At 45.8% G+C, this 20524-nt stretch carries 14 protein-coding genes and 1 tRNA gene; 5 read left to right on the top strand and 10 right to left on the bottom strand.

Annotated elements, in window-relative coordinates; all coding sequences use genetic code 11:
* Window positions 1-7 precede the first annotated feature (7 nt).
* From egtB to AC1DQW_RS00705, 5 genes are read right to left on the bottom strand one after another with little or no spacing between them, the layout of a single operon-like run.
* Window positions 8-1159 (bottom strand): ergothioneine biosynthesis protein EgtB, encoded by a 1152-nt coding sequence (gene egtB / locus AC1DQW_RS00725; protein WP_477452385.1) that lies wholly within the window; start codon window positions 1157-1159, stop codon window positions 8-10.
* A 4-nt stretch (window positions 1160-1163) separates the two neighbouring features.
* On the bottom strand, window positions 1164-2735 hold the full coding sequence (locus AC1DQW_RS00720) for an ABC transporter permease/substrate-binding protein (RefSeq protein WP_477452384.1): 1572 nt from the start codon (window positions 2733-2735) through the stop codon (window positions 1164-1166).
* Between the two features lies 1 nt (window position 2736).
* Entirely contained in the window at window positions 2737-3690 is a 954-nt protein-coding gene (locus tag AC1DQW_RS00715) for an ABC transporter ATP-binding protein (protein ID WP_477452383.1), read from the bottom strand.
* 9 nt (window positions 3691-3699) lie between these two features.
* Window positions 3700-5085: a mercuric reductase gene (locus tag AC1DQW_RS00710; RefSeq protein ID WP_477452382.1), complete on the bottom strand. Its 1386-nt coding sequence runs from the start codon at window positions 5083-5085 to the stop codon at window positions 3700-3702.
* Window positions 5086-5087: 2 nt separating this feature from the next.
* Complete coding sequence (locus AC1DQW_RS00705; protein WP_477452381.1) at window positions 5088-5369, bottom strand: DUF427 domain-containing protein; 282 nt, start codon at window positions 5367-5369, stop codon at window positions 5088-5090.
* 194 nt (window positions 5370-5563) lie between these two features.
* Between AC1DQW_RS00705 and AC1DQW_RS00700 the strand changes: the two genes are divergently transcribed.
* Both AC1DQW_RS00700 and AC1DQW_RS00695 read left to right on the top strand, forming a co-directional pair.
* A tRNA-Glu gene (locus tag AC1DQW_RS00700) sits at window positions 5564-5635 on the top strand.
* Between the two features lie 250 nt (window positions 5636-5885).
* Complete coding sequence (locus AC1DQW_RS00695; protein WP_477452380.1) at window positions 5886-7106, top strand: site-specific integrase; 1221 nt, start codon at window positions 5886-5888, stop codon at window positions 7104-7106.
* Window positions 7107-7446: 340 nt separating this feature from the next.
* On the opposite strand, the gene AC1DQW_RS00690 is transcribed toward AC1DQW_RS00695, so the two are convergent.
* The 3 genes from AC1DQW_RS00690 to AC1DQW_RS00680 are packed head-to-tail and all read right to left on the bottom strand — an operon-like array spanning window position 7447 to window position 10403.
* Complete coding sequence (locus AC1DQW_RS00690) at window positions 7447-9216, bottom strand: hypothetical protein (protein WP_477452379.1); 1770 nt, start codon at window positions 9214-9216, stop codon at window positions 7447-7449.
* A 6-nt stretch (window positions 9217-9222) separates the two neighbouring features.
* Window positions 9223-9828 carry a hypothetical protein gene (locus tag AC1DQW_RS00685; RefSeq protein WP_477452378.1) on the bottom strand — a complete coding sequence of 202 codons (606 nt, stop codon included), beginning with the start codon at window positions 9826-9828 and terminating at the stop codon, window positions 9223-9225.
* A gap of 38 nt (window positions 9829-9866) precedes the next feature.
* Window positions 9867-10403: an HNH endonuclease domain-containing protein gene (locus AC1DQW_RS00680; RefSeq protein WP_477452377.1), complete on the bottom strand. Its 537-nt coding sequence runs from the start codon at window positions 10401-10403 to the stop codon at window positions 9867-9869.
* A gap of 162 nt (window positions 10404-10565) precedes the next feature.
* Here AC1DQW_RS00680 and AC1DQW_RS00675 point away from each other — a divergent pair, with 162 nt between their 5' ends.
* Window positions 10566-10859 carry a hypothetical protein gene (locus AC1DQW_RS00675; RefSeq protein WP_477452376.1) on the top strand — a complete coding sequence of 98 codons (294 nt, stop codon included), beginning with the start codon at window positions 10566-10568 and terminating at the stop codon, window positions 10857-10859.
* Between the two features lie 126 nt (window positions 10860-10985).
* On the opposite strand, the gene AC1DQW_RS00670 is transcribed toward AC1DQW_RS00675, so the two are convergent.
* Together AC1DQW_RS00670 and AC1DQW_RS00665 are read right to left on the bottom strand one after the other, a co-directional pair.
* Complete coding sequence (locus AC1DQW_RS00670; protein ID WP_477452375.1) at window positions 10986-14231, bottom strand: DEAD/DEAH box helicase; 3246 nt, start codon at window positions 14229-14231, stop codon at window positions 10986-10988.
* A gap of 88 nt (window positions 14232-14319) precedes the next feature.
* Window positions 14320-17721, bottom strand: coding sequence for an SMEK domain-containing protein (locus AC1DQW_RS00665; protein WP_477452374.1), 3402 nt, complete (start codon window positions 17719-17721; stop codon window positions 14320-14322).
* 429 nt (window positions 17722-18150) lie between these two features.
* Between AC1DQW_RS00665 and AC1DQW_RS00660 the strand changes: the two genes are divergently transcribed.
* A complete protein-coding gene (locus AC1DQW_RS00660; RefSeq protein ID WP_477452373.1) occupies window positions 18151-19221 on the top strand; it encodes a hypothetical protein in 1071 nt (356 codons plus the stop codon).
* Window positions 19206-20522 (top strand): patatin-like phospholipase family protein, encoded by a 1317-nt coding sequence (locus AC1DQW_RS00655; protein WP_477452372.1) that lies wholly within the window; start codon window positions 19206-19208, stop codon window positions 20520-20522. Before AC1DQW_RS00660 ends, AC1DQW_RS00655 begins: the two co-directional genes overlap by 16 nt.
* The last annotated feature ends 2 nt before the right edge of the window (window positions 20523-20524 follow it).

The following is a 20524-nucleotide window of genomic DNA, read 5'->3' as shown; positions in this document are numbered from 1 at the left end:
TGTGCTTTTACCGCGCAAGTCTTATGCCAGTAAATTGCCAGCGTAAATGTGTTTGAAAAAAGTTGCGATAAGTTATCCTGCTATGTCCCGGCGAAGTTACTTCAGATGCACCACGCAGCACCTTTTGGTTCACCATAAACTTACCATTGTATTCGCCAATTGCACCGGGAGCTTTTGCAAAGCCGGGGTAAGGGAGGTATGAGCTTTCGGTCCATTCCCAGCTTTTACCCCAGCTAAATTGGGTTGCTGCTGCTTCCCACTCAAATTCAGTAGGCAAACGGAGGCCTTTCCATGAGGCATAAGCATAGGCTTCGAAATAGCTGATATGGCAAACGGGATCTTTTAAATTAAGCGGCAGCAAGCCATGGAAGGTATAGTTTTGCCATTCGCCATCAATTAAATGCCAGTAAAGCGGCGATTCAATTTTATTGGCGTTCACCCAATCCCAGCCTTCGGCGTGCCAATGCCTGAAATCATGATAACCGCCGCTATTGATAAACTCCAGGTACGCTGCATTGGTAACCTGGTTTGGGCTTATTTCATACGTATTCAAATAAACCTTGTGCCGGTTTAGCTCATTGTCAAAACAAAACCCATCGCCGGTATGGCCTATTTCATATACCCCCTCATCTATCTTAATAAAACCGGGACTGCCGGCTTTTTGGGTCTTTGGCGAGATATACTTATCAGAATAAGCCGGGAACAATGGGTTATGCCCCAAAATGTATTTGATATCGGTTAATAAAAGCTCCTGGTGTTGTTCTTCGTGATTAAAGCCGAGGACAAGCAACTCTTTTATTTCTGCCGATGGCTCCTCACACAGGAATTTTGCCATGGCCTCATCCACATAAGTGCGGTATTGGTAAATATCGGCAACCGTTGGGCGGCTTAAATTACCCCTGTCGGTACGAATAACCCTGTTGCCAACTGTTTCATAATAGCTATTAAAAACGTAATTATAATTGGGGTTAAATTCCTGGTAACCCATAAAATATGGTTTCAGGATAAAAGTTTCAAAAAACCAGGTAACATGCCCTATATGCCATTTGGGTGGACTAACATCAACCACCGGCTGTACCACGTAATCTTCCGTTTGCAGGGGGCTGCAGATCTGCTCCGTACGCTGGCGAACTCTTTTATAACAATTGGCTAAATCCATCGAATTACTTACTATTCAAATATCGTTTAAGGTTTGAAATTGTTTTAATATTTAAACTCTTTGCCTGTTGCCTTCTCATCATTAACGCGTAAGCATTGTTAAAACCAATTGGTTTTAGCCATTTTACCTGGTAGCGTTTTTTAAACTCCTGCTGCACATAGTTGTATGTGCTGTCATTATTTTTTGTTACCCTGGCAATTGTTTCCGGCGATGCCTGTAATATGGCCAGCAAACCTGTACCGGTATACTCGGGGTAAAAATCAATCTGATCATTAGTCAAGGCATCAAAGCAAATTTTGGTGCCCCCCAACCCTGTTTTTGTGGATACATCATAATTGGTATATCCCTTTATCAGCATACTATATATATTGGCCAGGATGTATTGCTCGCCAAATATTTTTGAACCGATGCGAACGATTCCAGCATTTCCCTCACGGGATGACTTATACAGTTTATTGGCTGACAGGAAATCCCTGGCTACACGTTCCGGGCTTTGGTGAAGATAGTCGGTACGGTAGTTTAATTCCGTCATAACGGAATCATTTATTTTGCCCGATAGCAGGTTTAATGTCTTTTCCAGGTCAGGAAATTTCCTGAGCGATTCTTCGCGGATGATAGGCGCAGCGTAATAGGGTGGAAAAATCTCCTTGTCGTCATCCAGTACCACCAGGTCATAGGCCTTTAACCGGCCATCGGTTGAGTAACCGCTGATAACATCCAGTTGCTTTTCAAACGCGGCCTTGTACATCACAGCATCGCTGATTACGATGGTGTGAATCTTTAAACCGTACTTACGCTCCAATCCAAGGTTGCCATCCTGCCTGCCCATAAACTCGGGCGTAAAGCCGGCGGTAAGCTTGCCGCCATAAGCCGATGGAATAAAGTAAAACGACGACAACAATATCAACAGAACAGGTATTGCATAGGCGCTTGCCTTAATCTTTTTGAAGTTAAGCTTTTGCACCCGGGATAACAGGAAATCAAAAATGATAGCCAGTAATGCCGCCGGAATTGCCCCGGCCAGTATCATATTGGTATTGTTAAGCGAGATGCCCCCGAAAATAAACTCACCTAAGCCACCCGCGGCTATATACGAAGCCAATGTTGCCACGCCCACATTGATCACTGTGGCGGTGCGGATACCGGCTAAGATAACGGGCATAGCCAAAGGCAGCTCCACCTTAAATAATGTCTGCCACTTATTCATCCCCATAGCTACTGCGGCTTCCTTTACCGCGGCATCAACCCCGGTAATGCCGGTATACGTATTGCGAATTATAGGCAGCAATGCGTAAAGCAATAAAGCAACAATTGCGGGTTTGGCACCTATTCCTAAAACCGGGATCATGAAACCCAATAGCGCAATGCTTGGGATAGTTTGTAACACACCTGCAATGCCCAAAACCGGCCCCGAGAGTTTTACTTTACGGGTAATAAAAATGCCCAGCGGCAAGCCAACAAGCACTGCTATAAAAAGCGAGATAAAAGTAAGCCCGATATGCTGCAGTGTTTGCACTGCAAGTTTATCGGCCTGCTGGCCCATAAACTCAAACAATGTTTGCTGCTGCTCATTCATGCTACCGCTTGTTTTTATATTGATAAAAAGCCGACATCAGTTGTTCAAAGCTCACTGGTTTCTGCCTGTTTTGATCCTTAGCGATGTTGATGGTTTCCTGGCGACTGAATTTGAAGTTTTCCAATACAGTCCAAACATCCATATCAGATGATAACGAAGAGGTATTAGTCTCCTTATACAAATCAGGCAGCAAATCCCAAAGGTCATCCAATCGTACTGCTTTAAATTCCAGCTGCAGGCGTTGATCCTTTAGGAAACCTTCAACAAATTCGTTGGCAGGCTCAAACAATAATTCGGCTGGGGTGCCCGATTGTACAATTTTACCCTTGTCCATCAAACAAATCCTGTCGCCCAGTTCAAAGGCTTCCAGCACGTCATGGGTAACCATAATGATGGTTTTCCGTTTCAACTCATCAAGCGCCTTAAATTCCTTGTGAATGTTCGATCGGGTTACATTATCAAGGGCGCCAAAAGGCTCGTCCATCAGCAAAACCGGCGGATCGGATACCAGGGCCCTTGCCAGCCCAACTCGCTGCTGCTGCCCGCCGCTGAGTTCATTTGGATAAACATTCAGGTAGCTGGCATCAAGGTGCAGCTTTTCCATCAATTCGGCAGTGCGGCGTATGGTTTTCGTTTTATCCCATTTAAGCAATTGCGGAACTACAGCAATATTTTCGGCAACGGTATAATGGGGAAATAGTCCGTTATTTTGCAATACATAGCCAATACCCCGCCGTAAAGCTTCGGGTTGCTGCTCAAATATATTTTTGTTATTGATATAGATATTGCCGCTGGTAGGCTCTATCAAACGGTTTATCATTTTTAACGTGGTGGTTTTACCACAGCCGCTGGTGCCTAGCAAAATGAGGTTCTCCTGTTCCTGCACCTCCAAAGATATAGCATCAACGGCTTTAATATTGCCAAACTGTTTACTTATACCTTCAACCTTTATCATATGGTAAAACTAATCTTCCAAAGCTAAAAAAAGATTATTCAATGATTCGGAATACAGTGGATGCGCGAACACACAATGGCGGATCCTGTCGTAAGTAATACCGCCTTCCATAGCCATCTGCAACACCGTCATGATCTCGCCACCTTCGGGACCCAATACGGTAACGCCTAAGATCTTTTTGGTTTTTTTATCAACCACCGCTTTCATAAATCCCCGGGTATCGCCAGTTTCAATAGCACGGGCAACGTGTGTCATAGGCAGCCGGGCTACTTTGTAATCTAATCCTTGCTTTTGGGCCCCGGTTTCATCTATCCCTATCCGGCCTAATTGCGGATCGGTGAACATGCAGTAGGGCACAGGTCTATCGATAGTATTTAGGTTTTGTTTTTCGATAAGGTTACGGTATACAATGGTATAATCGTTGTAAGAGATATGTGTAAAAGCCGGGCCTCCTTTTACATCACCTAAAGCATAAATACCTTTCACATTGGTTTCCAGCTTTGAATCTACTTTAATATGCCCTTGTTCATCTGTTTTTACACCTGCTTTAACTAAACCCAGCGTTTCGGTTTGTGGAATGCGCCCAACAGCCACTAAAACATGTGTGCATTTAATCTTTTTTTCCTCCCCATTAATTGTTGCCGTGGCTGTTATTTTACCATCGGCCTTTTGCTTAAATCTGGTGGCTTGCGCATTGGTATGGATATTGATCTGCTCCGCCTCCAGTATCTTTTGCATCTCGGCCGACACGTCCTCGTCCTCATGAGAAACTATCCTGGCTGATTTTTCTAATATGGTAACTTTGCTCCCGAACCGGCGGAACATTTGTCCAAATTCTAAGCCTATATAGTTGCCCCCTAAAATCAAAAGATGTTTTGGCACATAATCCAGATCCAGTATGGTAGTTGAAGTGAGGTATTCAATTTCTTTAAGCCCTTCTATTTCCGGGATTAAAGGTTTTGCACCTGGATTTAAAAAAATAAGATCGGCCTGCAGGCTTTGATTTTTGCCGTTATTAAGGGTAACTGTAACTGTTTTTTCGCCGGTAAAAGTAGCCTCACCAAAAACAACATCCAACCCTTTTGTTTTCTCGGCTGCATGCTGGCCGCCCATACGTGAGCGCATCACTATATCATCCTTCCGCTTTTTAATTTTTGGCATGTTAACCGAAAATCGCTTTACCGGCACCCCCAGATCAGCGCTTTTGGCGGCCATATAAGCCGCCTTTGCTGATGCCACCCAGGTTTTGGTAGGCGTGCAACCATCATTTACGCAGGTGCCACCATAAAATCGTTTTTCGATAATTACGGTTTTCATGCCGGCCAGGGCAAGTTTTTTGGCAAGCGGAGCGCCGGCCTGACCCGCGCCAATGACGATGGCATCGTATTTCTTCATGTTTAGTCGGTTATTTTAACGCCCTTCCAAAATGCAACATAGTTGGTAATGTTTGCAGCCGCTTCTTTGGGCTGCGGATAATACCATGCCGCATCCGGATTTTTTTTGCCCTCTACATTAAGGGTATAATATGATGCAAGGCCTTTCCACGGGCAGGTGGTATGCGTATCAGTAGTTTCCAGGTATTCGGCCTTAACACTATCTTTAGGGAAGTAATAATTATTTTCGACAATAATAGTATCATTGCTTTCGGCGATTACCTTATCATTCCAGATTGCTTTCATAAGTAAATTGATTTTATGGTAAAGATAGCCTTAACAGCTGCAGATTTACAATGAAAATAGGGCTATTTTGTTTGGTAAATAAAAAAACAACATTCATTATCAGCGACAAACAAATAAAATTTAAATTTTATTTTATTTTTATCATTAAAGCTATATCTTTGCATTCCCAAAATAAGGGAAACAAAAATAAAAAAGGCCCGTTCGTCTAGGGGTTAGGACGTTAGATTTTCATTCTAGAAACAGGGGTTCGATTCCCCTACGGGCTACTAAAAACAATATCGAAAGATGCTAAAAACCTGCAAATCAAATGATTGCAGGTTTTTTTGTTTATATCAAAACACCATTTTATGCACCAAATTGCAACAAAAAAGACGCAAATTCGGTGCGTACCTAAATGGAAAAATGCTACGCACCGAATTGCTTATAATTAATTGATTATCAAGATGTTCAATCATTAAACATCTTGATAATGGCAGGCTACAAACTTACTTTTGTTTCACTTTTAAGCTTGTAATTATGAAAAGTAATTTCCACCTGCTTTTTTACCTGAGAAAGCAAAAAAACTACAAAGGCGGCCCTATGGCCGTCTACATGCGCATTACTGTAGACGGTAAACGCGTAGAAATGTCTGCCGGACGTGAATGTGATCCGGCCAAATGGAACAGCCATGCGGGTCGGGCTATCGGCGCAAAAGAAGAGATCAAATCGCTTAATAATTATCTGGACAGCCTGCTAACCAAAGTTAGAAATGCGCACCAGGTGCTGATTGATGCAAACCAGCGCATCACCACTGAAAGCCTACAGAACCAATTCACAGGAAAAACAGAAAAGAACCGCTATCTGATGCAACTGTTTGCTGAACATAATGCCAAAGTAAAGGCATTGATTGGTAATGGGTTTGAAGCAAATACATTAAAAGGGTACAATACGTCCGAAAAACACCTTACTGGCTTCCTGCAAAAAAAATATGGCAAAACAGATATAGAGATCAGCCAATTAAACTACGCCTTTATTACAGGATTTGAGTTTTACCTGAAAGCAGATTGTAAAATTACCAGTGTATCTGCCGCCAAGTACATTAAACATCTTAAAAAAATAGCTAATCACTGTATTGCTAATGGCTGGCTAAAGCAAAATCCATTCATCAATTTTAAATCCACGGCAAAGGCAAAAGAACGCACTTTTCTCACGCAGCAGGAACTTGATAATATTACGACATCTCCAAAGATTACGATTGAACGCCTGATGCAGGTAAGAGATATTTTTGTTTTTTGCTGTTACACCGGTTTGTCTTATGCCGATGTCAAGAAGCTGAAACGCAGCGAGATCGGCATTGGCATGGATGGTGAGCAGTGGATATTTACCAATCGCCAAAAAACAGATACATCTTCCCGCATACCGCTGCTTCCAGTAGCTTTAGCAATATTAAACCGCTATAACGATCATCCCCAATGTGAAGATAAAGGATTGCTATTACCTGTATTGAGTAATCAAAAAATGAATGCCTACCTTAAAGAAATAGCTGACTTATCGGATGTTCTTAAACATTTGACGTTTCACCTGGCGAGACATACGTTTGCCACAACTGTTACCCTATCCAATAGCGTACCGATAGAAACAGTCAGCAAAATGTTAGGGCACACAAATATCAAAACAACCCAGCACTACGCTAAAATCCTGGACTTAAAAGTGAGCCAGGATATGGCAGCTCTCAAACAGAAATACCTAACCGTTTAATAATTACAGCTCTATAAGGTGGCAAAATGGCACCTTATAGAGTTTATGCACCGAATTACGTACCGCGTGTTCTAATAGGATTTTGGACATTTTAATGAAGGAGGTCGAAGGTGGACGGGACTCGAACACAGTTCAGTATTATCCTTATTTTCAATAACTTACAAATTCTGCTTCATGAAAACTCCCGAAGTTTTCACAAATAATTTGATATTGTTTGATTCCTAATGACTGATGTAAAAATAATCATTAATACTGATTGTTGCAATATATGCTGCGACTAATGCTTAGAGAATTGATCAATTTTCCGTACGATGATTGATGATTTGAGGTTGGCGCGGGCTTAAAATGGCCAGAGCCGCGCGCTGATCTGCGTTAGTAGTCCGGTCCTGAGAAAAGGGCTTTCTGCCAGCAGTTCGGCGTTACTGAAAAGTAATGGACGCAAGAGGTCTTTGACCGCGCGAAGCGTTTCTTTTCCGTTGGCATACCGCTCCGGGTTGGCGTCGTACTGTGCTTCCAGACCGGGCAGTTCGCCAAGATGTTCGGTATAACGGTTGTTATATAGTGCCTTCAGCATTTTTTCTGTGGACAGCGCACGGGTCCTGGCAAAGGCCTGCTGTAAGATATTGGAAATGGTGTCCTGACTCAATTGCGGATAAAGGTGGCTGATATGCTGTTGATCGAGGAAATAGGATTCCATGTCAGTGCCGCGGGTGATCAGTGGCTGTCCGCCAAGTGCCCTGATCTTGGCGACTATCGCAGCCTCAGCTTCGTCCGAAAGGTAGTCGCGATCCCGGTGGATGATAAATTCCAGGGCCGGATTGATTCGGCGCAAGGTTTCCAGCGTGAGGGGCAGCAGGTCCAGTTTGGTGCAGTTCTCATAAGACATCAGGGTGGTCTCCGACGTTTGGAAACCATTGGCACTTAAGAGCACCTGCAAGTATTGCAGCAGGCTGTCCTCGGACAATACGACGCACTTGCTTTGCAGCAGCGATTCCAGATTCATACAGGCCGCCAGTTTACCGACGTGGTCGTTGAGCAGCAATTCGCGGTAAGCCGGTGACAGCTGGTCGATGTTCCGGGCCGGCCGGACATACAGGTCTGGGATCAGTAAAGCGTCACCACTGATGTGTTTGCCTAGCAGTTCCAAACCCTCATTACCCAACAGGATCACCTTAATCTCCTTATCGCCGAAGGCCCGGCAAGCCAAATAGATCAGGTAATCATCACTGCTTACCAAAACGCCGTCTCTATAATAAACCACAATACCCAACTGCCGGATCTTATCCAGATCACGTTTAAGATGTTCTAACTCCGGGAGCGGGATCTCCAGGCAGGCTTCGTAGCTGAAAGGCACGACCTGGCCGATAGTTACCCAGCCGCTATGACAGGCCAGTTGCCGCAGATAGGCTTTTTTGATCAGGGTCATAAAACGCGGATCGTCCGGGCCCCGGCCTGGGCCCTTGAGGTTGAATTTTCGCTGATTTTTTACAGCGGTGGTCACCGGAACAAAAGAGTCGATATGGTTATTCGCCAAAAAATCGAGGGCCTGCAGGCACAACCATAGGTTAGGGTCATCACGGATAATGCTGTCCGACTGCCCAGCAGTGGTACTGATCCCCTGCTCATTATGGTAGACGAATGCTGGTTCCGGGTGTTTTTGGCTGCTGCGGACCTCAAAATAAGCGATCCTGTCAGGAAAGTCCCGCTCGCTCAGGAAACATAGCGCATAAAAGTATCCCTCCAGGTCTCGCAGCTGATGACAGTGGATCAAGATACCGAGCGGCGCCTCGGTATAACCCTGGACCTCGTAGAACATGGGCTGTTTCAGGGGAGCGCTATCGAGTTTGGCCAGCAATTGCGGCATATCGACAGTCTTTTCCAGGTCTTTGAACTGGAGTACCCCATAGCGCGCGTCCTGGAGGACATAATGGAAGAGCTCCAAGGCCACGATCTGATCTTTACCTACCAACGGTTTAACAAAACGCTGGCGTTCCTTGGCCGAGGGCGCGATGCCTTCACGGCCCGTCATTTTCCGATAAAGGTTGAGCTTAAGTCTGCCGATAAGGCTGCCTTGTAGGTTAGCGAGAATAGCAGGATGAATTCTGTCCATGGCCGCCTAAGTATTCGCTCTAATGCGGCGTAGTATTTCGTCTAATAGGTCACGGTCGTAAATATCGCCCCCGGTGATCTCCCAGTCTTCTCCCATTAATTCGATCTGCGCTGTCGGCTCGCCGTTGACTAGCACGATAAAATGGCCTTCCATTTCTTCCAGACGAATTTGGCTCACCACCTGGTTCTTGCCAAACTTAAATGTTAGGGGCAGCTCTTCAGGATTCTCAGGAGGTGACATGATGATCCCATTGGCAGTAACTGGTATTTTACCGGCGGCGTAATCCTGAATGCAGTCCACGATCTGCCAGACCTCGCTTTCCTTTAGGCGGTTACCCTCATATTTCCATTCGTAATAACCAATGCAGGTAAAGTGCAATTCACCGAAATAGCCGGGATTGGCCTCACCTACCAACTCCATGCTTTCCATGTAACGCTCGCGTAGTTCATCTGCGTCAAACAGGTTACTATCAAACTCCGGGAAGCCGCGGTACGACTGGAAAACACCGGTAGACACCAGGTCCTGTCGTTCCTCGATCAGCAAAGGCGCCGCCTCAATAATATCCCAGGTATTATCGGCACGTTTGATCTGCAAATTGATCGGATGGGTCATACGCAAATTTATAAAAAGGTTATTCCTTTGCAATACGTTCACATGAATTGAAAGCCATTATTGCTGGCAATCGTAACGAGCGGCTGGATCTGCTCCAGGAATTTTTGCTGGTCAAGTGGCTCGTGTTCAAACAGGGGGAATAAGGACAGGTAGTCCTCCAGTAGTTTGTTTTTCGGCGCTTTGTGCTTAACGATCTCCGTAGCCTGAGACTGCAGGTTGAAGAATGGCTGGAAATAACGGTTGAGGTCAGGCAACTTATCACTTTTAGAACTATTGAACGATTGGTTTGCCGGGACAAGGTTCCAGATCAGGTCGTGCGAAACAAAAGCGTAGGGAATAAAATGTTCGACAGCATAGTTGCCCGTCTGCAGACGGGTATTGGTGTAAATACAATCCACGCCCCCGAGTTCGGCAATGACCATGTCCCAAAAGTTGCGTTGCTGCGTCAGCGTTTTGCGTACCGGTATCTTGATCAGTTTGTTGGGGATGTCCGGCACATTCGGATTCCTTTGCTGCAGGTAGAGCGCCAGGTGCCAATAACAAAAGCTTTTTAAGACGCCCGCGTTGGTCTGCAAATAAGTAACCCATTCCGGGTTGATCTCGATATGCTCTTTATAAACAGCGTAAGGACAATTATTGGTAAAACTTTGTGACAGTTCGTAAGCCTGCGCTTTATCACCCGCGGGAAATCAGGGACTAAGGAAGCGGTGCGGTACCTCGGCGTCAAAATGTTTCAATTGCTGAACTGTAGCTTTATTACCGGTGCTCAAAAGTTGGTTAAATATCGAGGAACGGTTGGCGTCAACGGTCAGGGCTTCTGCCAGCCGGATACGTTCAATAGCCTGCTGGAGTTTATCCTGTTTGCCGAAAGAAACATGAAAGTAATTCACGGTGAACCAGGCATGGGCAACCATTTCGGCGAACAGTTCCCGCTTACTGATGGTGGTCGCGCCGTGTTCCAGGCGGCTGATCACGGCCAGGAACCAATAGAATTTGTACGTCAGCACCGTGTTATTGAAACAGCCGGCTAAACGGTTGACGGGCAAATTGGGTTGAGCAGGCAGGTTCACGTTTTTTCTATGGCAGGTTCTTCCAAAGATAGGCATCGCCTGTAACAATCATTCCCCCAGCCATCTTATTTTTATTTAGGCTTAGATTTAAGCAGAACCGATAACAGTCAGGCCTATGCAGCCTTTGCTGGCTAAATAGGAACTGGCTACACCCAGTAAGGTCAATTGTTCAGCAGACGCTTTGCTCGCCGAAAGCCCGGGTTGAACGATAAACATTTCAAATTCTACAGGGTAACTTTTCTTAGCGATCTCTTTGAGAAAAACGATCGTATCTTTCGAGCCGAGTTCGATCCGGGAGCACGACTTGCCTTTGCGGGTTTTGATTTCCCGCCTTAACAAGTGTTCGAAAAACTCTTTCGCGTCTTTAAATTTCCAGTTGATAGATTTCATCGCCTGTCCGCAAACCTCGTAAAGATCATCCACCCGTTGGCTGACCTTGCCGGATTTGGCATATTTCAAATGATAGAGCTGGATATTAATCGCCTCTTCGTTTTGCTTAATGGCGATAATATCGGCAATCTCTCCGCTGTAATCATCATCGTAGATCAGGTCATAATCCCCTGCGGATAGTTCCCTGATCAGCGTATATTGAATGGAATCTGTTTCTTTAGGATCGATCTTTTGTGATTCTTTACTCAAATTAACCCCGGCCCAAGTGCGAGGAAGGATCTGATCTTTGGGATACGAAGGGATCAATTGCTTGAGCTCGACATAATTATTCCCAGCTAATGATGATCCATCCACAAACCACCAGATCACGGGGTTCTCATGTAAATAACCTTCGAACTTATACTGTTTGCGCCCCTTGTTGACCATGACCTGGCCGAGCGAAGGCGTGATGTTTTCGATTTCGAAGTCATCAAAGCGTCCATTGTTGAACAACTTTTGTCTAAATCTGATCCGTTCGATAGGTGTCACCAATTCAAATAACAGTTCGCCGCGTTCAGTTGGCTCGACAACTTCCAGTTCCGTTTGATAGAATGGGTATTCTTTGTTGCCCACCAAGATAGTGATCCGTGTTTCGGGTTCCAAAAAAACCGACTCGTCCCAGTCGACCGCGAACGGCGTGACCAGCGGACGCAAGGGTATGGAGTTAGGGATCAGGGTTTCTTTCAAGATCGTGTTTGGATCGATATCCGTACGTATCAATTTATTTCCGACAGCGCTGCACCAGGCTGCAAGTTCCTGTACATCACCCTTAGCGTGGGACCAAATGCGGCCTTTATAGGAGCAGCCAATGGACACTTTTTCACCCGATTCATACCCTGTTCCAAAGACGAAAGCTTTTTCAGATCCTTCCTTGTCTGCCAAATCCAAGGCTTTCTCAATATCAAAGCCGGTGTGCATACTAAAGGACTTATTCCGGCCCAAAAACTCTTTCAGACCGACGTTTTGCAGACGCACACGTTCGATCCCATAGAAAGCCTTGAAAATATTGATCTTATTAATGATCTCGGCACTTTCCCCGATGAGCGCATGGGCCAGTTCAGGATAAAGGCCGGCGTTGTCGCTGGCATTGATAAATAGAAGGTTATTTCTAGTATCCCAATAGATCACGTACAAGGTCCACAGTATCTCGTAGATTTCTTTGGAATAACCCCAGTCGATATTTTGTTTTTTGCCCGTGATAATGATCAATGTTTTCTTTTCCGAATTCAAAGAAGGAAAGAGGTAATCCAGATCATCGGCTTGAGGGATACCGGCCGCAAAGTTGCCAGGGAACCAGCCATCGGTATGGTTTTTATAGACCACCGTACTCAGGGCCGGTTTTAAACTTTGAAAAGGGATCTTGCTGGCATCAAGGTCAGCGAACCCATTCAGGAACTCGGCAAAATCGACCTCTTTGTGGACACGGCTGGTACTTACCCTCGGCAGGATCGTGTTCCAGTCGGCGCCTAATGCATAGAACTCCTCTAATTCTTTGGGCACGTCCGCATCTTTCAAGTTGACGACGATACTCGCATCCCCCAATTGTTCATCGAATTTTGTTCTGGTAAACCGGCCGGCCAGCTGTACGGTGATCGGCAAACTTTGGCGGATATCATGAAAGGCGGCGATCTTCAGGTTAGGCAAGTCGAAGCCCTCACCAAGCATATCGACACAGACAATGATCTTGGCTTCCTTTTTTAAGATCTTTTCTTTAGCTGCCGTCCTTTCCCGGCCACTAATACCCCGGTGTATGACCACGGGATTGAATTCCGGGTATTGCTGATAAAGTTCATAGATCTTGTCGGCGCGCGCCTGCGTATTGCACCTGGCCATCAAAATGTGATCATATTTTTCAATGTCCTTTCGTAAACGCGCGACAGCGGCATCGGCGATGACCTGGTCAGCTTTCGCATTATCCCACTCATTGACCTGGATGAGGTTTATTTTTTTGAAATACCCATCTTCTTGGGCTTTTTTCAGCGAATAATTAAAAATAAACTTACCGTCGAGGCCCTGACCATCGTTCCGGAAAGGCGTTGCCGTGAACTGTAATACCTTGATCGGCTGACACAGGCTGCGAAATCTTAACCAGCTCGGTGCTTTGACGTGATGCGCTTCGTCAATGAATACCTGCGTCACATTATCTGCCAAATGCTGCTGCATGACCGTGCTTCCGGAACTAATCATATCCATCGTGGTAATGACCACGTTGCACTGATCCAGAAAAGCCTGCAGTTGCCCAACGGTCTTAAAATTTTCATTAATAACGCCTATGACCGGTTTTTGAGCTGTGGGCGTCACAATTCCAAATTCAGGTTGCTGCAAATACCCAAGTGAAATAAATTTCTCCGATATCTGTTCCCGCAAAGGGTCGGTTGGTACGATCACTAAAACCTTCGCACAGCGCTGCGCGATCAATAACGATAACATGGTCTCCGTTTTCCCGGTACCCGTCGGCATGACCACGGTGCCGATCTCGTCACCTACACGCCAATGCGCCAGGACACTAAAGATCGCCGCGATCTGCGGCTTTCGAAGACCGAAGATATTTTCCGTTAGATCTTCTTCTTTGAATTGAAACGCATTGATCCAGGACTCTCTTGCTTCTGCCGGATCAAAGTCCCGGTTTAACTGGGGGTGCTTCAGCCAGGTTAAGGGCTGGGCATAGATATTCTCCGTAGTTGGTTTTTTATCCGCGACCAACACACGCGTATAAGTATGAGGAAATGCCTTGCCTTTTTGCGCGATACAAATCGGCCTATCGCCATCCATCGCTACGATATAAGTATCGCCAAGCTCCATGCTGTCAGGTTTAAAAGAGGTTTCGTCAGCAATAAACTGGGTGATCTCATTTTTACCAAGCTTTTCGACCTTGTATAATTCCGGAAGGGTAATTTTTTTCATAGTTAAGGTAAAGTCGGTAATGCCTGTTAATAATGACAGTTATGGTCGTTCCTTTCTGTTCAGTCGCGCAAGTAACGAAAGCCTGTGGTTAAGGTTCAGCGGGCTCGTTGATCAAAGCATTGATGATTCTCTTCAAATTAGGCGCTCGGACGCCTTCATTTAAATAGCGCTGAACATCTGACTGGAACTTTTCGGTAACCAGCAAGCCGTCTTTTTGATCAATGCTGAAGTTAAGTACACCATGCTTGGTCAAAAAGGCCAGTAGTTGCTCCAGGGAAAAAATCCTTTTGACATATTTCTTCTCCAGTACATGTTCCCGTGAGCGTGTCGATAAGCGTCCTTGTACCTGAAATAATAATAGCAACTTTCTTAAATCTTGCAATTTGAGATCTTTTTCCAGGACATCATCGGGCTGAATTTTTTCCAATACCTCCCGGAAAGAATCGTCCATGTCACAGTCCGGAAATTGCCCGATGCCGATACGGAGATTATTGCTGATCTCATCCGCCCGCATGTTCCTGAAGTAACAATTTTCGAACCTGGTATCGCTATCCATCTTGCAGTTCCAGAAATAGGCGTAATTGTTAAAATGGCAATTGATGAATCGCAGGCCGGAAAAATCAAAAAGGATCCGTTTACTGTCATCAAAACTCAGCACATCGATCAAGGCCAAATGGTTGATTTGTTTGTCTTTTTCAAACAGGTTCTTCAGCAGGAGGGTGTTGCCGGTTATATTAGGTGTATTTTGGCGGTTTTTCAGGTGTAAGGCCGTGGAGAAGAGACCCGAAACCGCCTTATGGATAAACGCAATGTCCAGGCCGTCTTCGTTTAGCCGGATGTAATCCAGCAGATCATAGATCCGGTACATCAGCGGGCTATCATCATCCAAAACCTGATCGATCCGGATTGCGATCTCTTTCATGAAGGACGAGTAATATTTTGCGTGGCTGGCCAGGATCATGATCAACTTAAAGTCTGGATCAGTTTCGGTGCGCAAAGCGTGGCTGATAAAAATGTTTTTGAAATAATCGGCCAGGAAATCAAATCGAAAAGAGACGATCTCGCCAGCTATCTCGACAAAGGCATGTGCCAGTAAAGACAATAGCGCACTTTCTGAAATATTAGGGAAAATAGCATTGGCCAGGGCTATGAACTGACCTTTTAACAGGTGTGGATTCGGATCTGCATGATTTGTAGGGGTGATATTACACAATGAGAAATCAATGAACAATTTGAGCTGCTTATCAACGGTCATTGTTTCGTTCATTTTCAGCTGCTCACGGGTACAAATACCGTGAAGAATAAAATCCGATGGGTTCTTTTCGTTCAGGTAAATCGAGGTGAAAAAATTATCCGGTTCGTGTTCTTCCTCCTCGATCTGCTGGTTTTCTACCCAGTCGTCAATAATAGAGAGCACAAAGGGTAGGTATTCGGCAGGGCCGGTGTTTTCATTATAATAGGCCAACTGATGGGCAAGACGCATACTTTTCTGCACGCGGTTCGGCGAATTGGCGTGGCGCATGGTAAAATAGGTTTTCGCCAATCCATCATCAAAGGGCAGTATTTCGATACAAGACAGATCATCCGTCCGCTGAATCTGTGAATTGTCCCAAAAGTAATTCCGGCAGGTGATCAGTACCTTGGCATTGCCGATAAAAGGGGTGTATTTGCGAATCGAATTAAAAAAATCATTAGCGTCGAATTGTGGGATACTGGCCATGACCTCATCGAGGCCATCGATGATCATTAAAATGTTGCCATGGTCCATATTGACCATAAACTTCTCTGAATCCAAATGGGTATCGGTATCGATCGTCGCATGATAGAAACTGTAAAGGTCGATACCCACATTGGGTTGGCGCTGGTTCCGCAGGTTGTTGAGGATCTCCCTGGAATTGATGAAAATAACCCGGGAAGCCGGGTTGTCATCCAGGAAGCGATCCCCCAGCATCTGGGCCAAAGTGGTCTTACCGATCCCCCCTGAGCCTTTGAGCACCAGTACGGGCAGCTGCGGCTTGACCAGCCATTCAAATAAATTTTCGACACTGATTGGTTGTTCAGATTCATCATACAGGTTAGGTGTCACGAAATTCTTAATGTTGAACCGCTGTGCGTTTTCCCGGAATTCTTTGGGTGTACAAAACTCCCAAACGTATTGATCGAGATAAATGATACGATAAGGGTTAAACAGTTTCCTGATGTTTTCAAAACGGATGTTCGACTCTTTACGGTCAGGGTCTTTTAACAATAAGATCCAGGACCGCAGCAGATTTTCGCTGCCATATTCCTGGACAATATGCTGATAACTCCGCTGCTGGTTAGCTCCCGGCAGGATAAAAATAAATAGGATCTTGAGATCGTTAAAGGGGTTGATCTGTTCAAATATGTGGAAGCCCAGACCCTTCTCCTCGGCTACGGGCCGATAGGTGTAACCGGAACCGGTTAGTTGCAGGATCTTTTCAAATTCCTTATGTTCCTGTAACTGCCGGACAACGCTGGTACTGCTGTGCGGGTCAAAACGGCCGATTATCTCATTGACAATCTGCTGGACGTTGTTCAGCGTCAGTTCAACAGGGATCGCCTGATAGTTCGAAGAGATCGACGCCGGTACCCGTATGGTTAGATTATGGTAATACGGAATGATCACCGTCGATTTTTGGTTAAATGCTGAAGTAAGGATATGGCAGGGTCTGTTAGACTGCCACTTGTTAACGATGAAGTCATCTGACAGAACCAATACGCAAAAATCCATGGGTTGCTGCGTTTCTGAACGTAATAGGTAGAGGTTAACGAATTCGTTTAGTTCTGCCTGTAAACGGCTGCTGCTGTGATAGACCTGTACATTCGACCTCAGCAATTTTTCAACGACCCCCAGGACGACGTGGTAATTATCTTCAGAGAATGCTACTAATATGGTCTTAGGCGGACTTGCCGGTGCAGATCGCAATCCGGTGAGTCCGCCGGTTTCCTTTTCCAATATTTGGATCAGCCTTAAATTGATTCTTTGGTCATTCATGGCCACCGCTTCCTTGTAGATTGCTGCATGGTCAAGCACAGTCAGGAAATTCTCGGACGGGATATCCTTCCCAAAACGCTCGGTGCGCCTTTTGAGCTGTGCCGGATAAAATGCCGCCGTCCGCTCTGTCGTCAAGACGATAAAAAGCCGATCTATTTTTTTATGAAGGTTATGACTGAAAAACTGTTCCAGGGTCCTGTCGATCTGTCCCATATTAGCCGATGCCGTAATTTGTACAGCCACGCGGTTCTGTTCGTCCACCAGATCCAAGGCGGGATAGTTCAGCGTGAGGTGGTTAAGATTTTTGAGCTGAAGACCATAAATATGGTTTAATATCTGCATATATATCATTTCCATATGCGCGTTCACGCTGCTGTCGCCTGACAGGGTCAATGCTTTCACTTGTAAGGAAAGTCCCGTAAGCAGGTCTGCGATTTTTTTCAGTGACGAAACGCGGTCAGAGGATTTGGACATATATGATAATTGCTTCAGGTTAAGATAGTGCTAAGATAGTGTTATCCAGCACATTGACAATACCCGAGAAATTATTTCTATTTACCCCACAGACAGGAGCGCGTCCGCTGGCTTTGCGGAGTGCCCGGACACTGCTGGGTCATGATCTAGATCGCGGCCCAAATTGGCTACTGGCCGTGGTACCGAAGCAGCCGCCGGGCCGGGCACAAAACATCCTCGAAAAAAAAAACATCATTTTCGATAAATCATATTTAATATTTATTAATTTTAGCACAACAAGTTGTAATCAAACCACTTACCTAAATCAAACCGATGTCGCATATTCCAAATCAACAGAAGACCGATCATTAGCTCACCCGGTCGAGACCGAGCCTTCGCTGTTCAGTTTTTAAGCAACCTGAAAATCCATAAAAGCTAAACCATCACATCATGGCAAATACTACCGACCAAAACAATTCAGGCAACATGCCTGACAACCCTCAATTGTCACCGAATGAGCGCGCAGGAGCTGTAGCGATCATCCTCAGTGCGATGATCGTGGCACTTTTGATCATCATTGCCTGGTGGCCGGCCGACCCTACTTCGGATAAAAATGCATTATATTATTTTCAGCCATTTCATGTCCGGCCCGTTGCCCAGACCGGTGCGCCCAGCAGCACCGCCAGCGCAGAAACCACCGAATTGAATAAAAAAGTTGCAACGCTTAATGCAGAGATCACCAAGCTGGGCAATGCGACCGATACGGCATCCCAGCATAAGCTGGCAATTGACAAAAAGGAATTAACAGAAATCCAGCAAAAAATAAAAGCTGCCACCAATCACCCGGCTACTGTTGCGGTCAGCCCGGCCAAGGATTGCCGCTGGACTATTCAGCTCGGCAGCCTGATGCTGATCTTGGTCGCCGCCTGCGGCTTTCTGGGCAATCTGATCCATGTCAGCAGATCTCTTACCTATTATATTGGCATGCAGCAGTTCCAACGCAGTTGGATACCCTGGTATTTCATCAAGCCTTTTACCGCTTCTGGACTGGCGCTGTTGATTTACTTCGCGACCAACAGTGGCGGCGCGGCAACCACCGGCCCAATTAATTTATTCCCCATCATGTTGGCAGCAGGTTTAGCGGGGCTGTTTACTGACATTGCCACCCAAAAACTTAAAGTTATTTTTGAGGCTATCCTCAAGCCGGCTGATAAAAGTGCTCCACCGGTAACTACCCAGCCTCCGGCTAAAACTACGACAATTGATATTTATAAAGTAACTCCGGAAAAGATCGATCCCGCGGCGGTTAACCCGGTGAAGATACCCGGTCAAAATATTGACCAGAAAACAGTTACGGTCACGATCAATGATCAACCTGTCAATCAGCCGGTAATCACAGCTACTTTGATCTCCTTTGATTACCAGCCACAAGGCGCAGAAGCCTCAAAAAAGGAGTTCGTATTGAAAGTGATCGATAAGTCTGCCAACCTTAATGCACAAAAAGCATGGAAAACCGTTTGATCACAACACCGAATGGAATAAGACGCTTCGGGCTGGCCCTCTCTGGCGGCGGTTACCGCGCAGCCGGATTTCATCTGGGGACTTTGCGCAAATTGCACGAGTTAGGACTGCTCGAAAAGGTAGCCGTACTTTCTACGATATCGGGCGGTTCGATCACCGGGGCAGCGCTATGTCTGAGTAGCAAGCCATACCCAACGTTCGAAAGAGAAATGATCGCTGCTTTATGTCAAAAAAACACGATCGGTTTTGCGCTGCGCTCCTGGGAGTTCATCCGTACTGTTTTACTGGCTCTGCTGTTCATCGGCTCCTCGGTAGCCATTAGCCTGTCTTCCTGGGCACCGGCCGGAGTGATTCCAGTGATTATTCTTGGCATTGTGCTCGTGCGCTTCCAGTTTAGGCTTTTCCCTGCCGGAAGGGTGATCGAGAGGGCTTATGACCGATATTTCTACCAGGGTAAGACATTGAAGGATCTTACCCTTGGCCCGAAGATCGCCATTGGATCGACAAACCTGCAAAGCGCACGGCCATTTACGTTTTCTGACGACCGGATGGGAGATTCTTCTTATTCAAGCAGGGTTGCGCCGGTGTTATTCAAAGCCGGTGAATTTCCTATTGCCCGTGCGGTAATGGCATCCTCTTGTGTGCCTTTCGCTTTTACACCTGTCACTATTGCCCCCGAATTCTTTGAAAAACCTGAATTAGCGGAAAAAATAGACCCCAGACTTGTAGATGGCGGCGTTTATGATAACCAGGGCATCCACAAACTGACCCAGGAAAAATCGGAATACAACTGCGATATCGTCTGTGTAAGTGATGCCGGAAATAAGCTGCCTTTTTCAGGCGCCTACAATAATACGTTTACGCTTCTCCTGCGCACAGTCGAGGTGTTCATGACACGCATCAAAAATATGCAGATCAGCCGCAATGTCTATGAGAACCACCAAAGCAAGGAGATCGCCTATATTTCCCTTGGCTGGGACCTGGATAAACTGGTCAGCGGTTTTGTCGATAACATGAACGGCGGGAATATCCCCGCCTCTCTGAGCGCGGCACACAAATTGCCTGAAGACTGGGTAGCGGCACCGGAAACTTACCGGCAACAAATCAGTGCACAACTGGAATTGAACGCTCAATATGCAACCATCTCAGACTGTCTGTTGCCGCCTGAGCGTTTACGGGCGATCAGGCAGATCGGAACTAATCTGACCTGTTTGAAACGCGATCTGATCAATGATATGATCACACATTCGTCCGCTATGACCGAACTCCAGCTACGTCTTTACTGTCCATCCTTATTTTAAAA

Source organism: Mucilaginibacter sp. P5_A4 (genome assembly GCF_056400605.1).
The sequence above is the reverse complement of the archived record's forward strand: the minus strand, read 5'-3'. Positions and strand labels throughout refer to the sequence as shown.

Coding starts and splice junctions, on each gene's coding strand:
- egtB (WP_477452385.1), bottom strand. CDS start 1,159: ATGGATTTAGCCAATTGTTATAAAAGAGTTCGCCAGCGTACGGAGCAG.
- AC1DQW_RS00720 (WP_477452384.1), bottom strand. CDS start 2,735: ATGAATGAGCAGCAGCAAACATTGTTTGAGTTTATGGGCCAGCAGGCC.
- AC1DQW_RS00715 (WP_477452383.1), bottom strand. CDS start 3,690: ATGATAAAGGTTGAAGGTATAAGTAAACAGTTTGGCAATATTAAAGCC.
- AC1DQW_RS00710 (WP_477452382.1), bottom strand. CDS start 5,085: ATGAAGAAATACGATGCCATCGTCATTGGCGCGGGTCAGGCCGGCGCT.
- AC1DQW_RS00705 (WP_477452381.1), bottom strand. CDS start 5,369: ATGAAAGCAATCTGGAATGATAAGGTAATCGCCGAAAGCAATGATACT.
- AC1DQW_RS00695 (WP_477452380.1), top strand. CDS start 5,886: ATGAAAAGTAATTTCCACCTGCTTTTTTACCTGAGAAAGCAAAAAAAC.
- AC1DQW_RS00690 (WP_477452379.1), bottom strand. CDS start 9,216: ATGGACAGAATTCATCCTGCTATTCTCGCTAACCTACAAGGCAGCCTT.
- AC1DQW_RS00685 (WP_477452378.1), bottom strand. CDS start 9,828: ATGACCCATCCGATCAATTTGCAGATCAAACGTGCCGATAATACCTGG.
- AC1DQW_RS00670 (WP_477452375.1), bottom strand. CDS start 14,231: ATGAAAAAAATTACCCTTCCGGAATTATACAAGGTCGAAAAGCTTGGT.
- AC1DQW_RS00665 (WP_477452374.1), bottom strand. CDS start 17,721: ATGTCCAAATCCTCTGACCGCGTTTCGTCACTGAAAAAAATCGCAGAC.
- AC1DQW_RS00660 (WP_477452373.1), top strand. CDS start 18,151: ATGGCAAATACTACCGACCAAAACAATTCAGGCAACATGCCTGACAAC.
- AC1DQW_RS00655 (WP_477452372.1), top strand. CDS start 19,206: ATGGAAAACCGTTTGATCACAACACCGAATGGAATAAGACGCTTCGGG.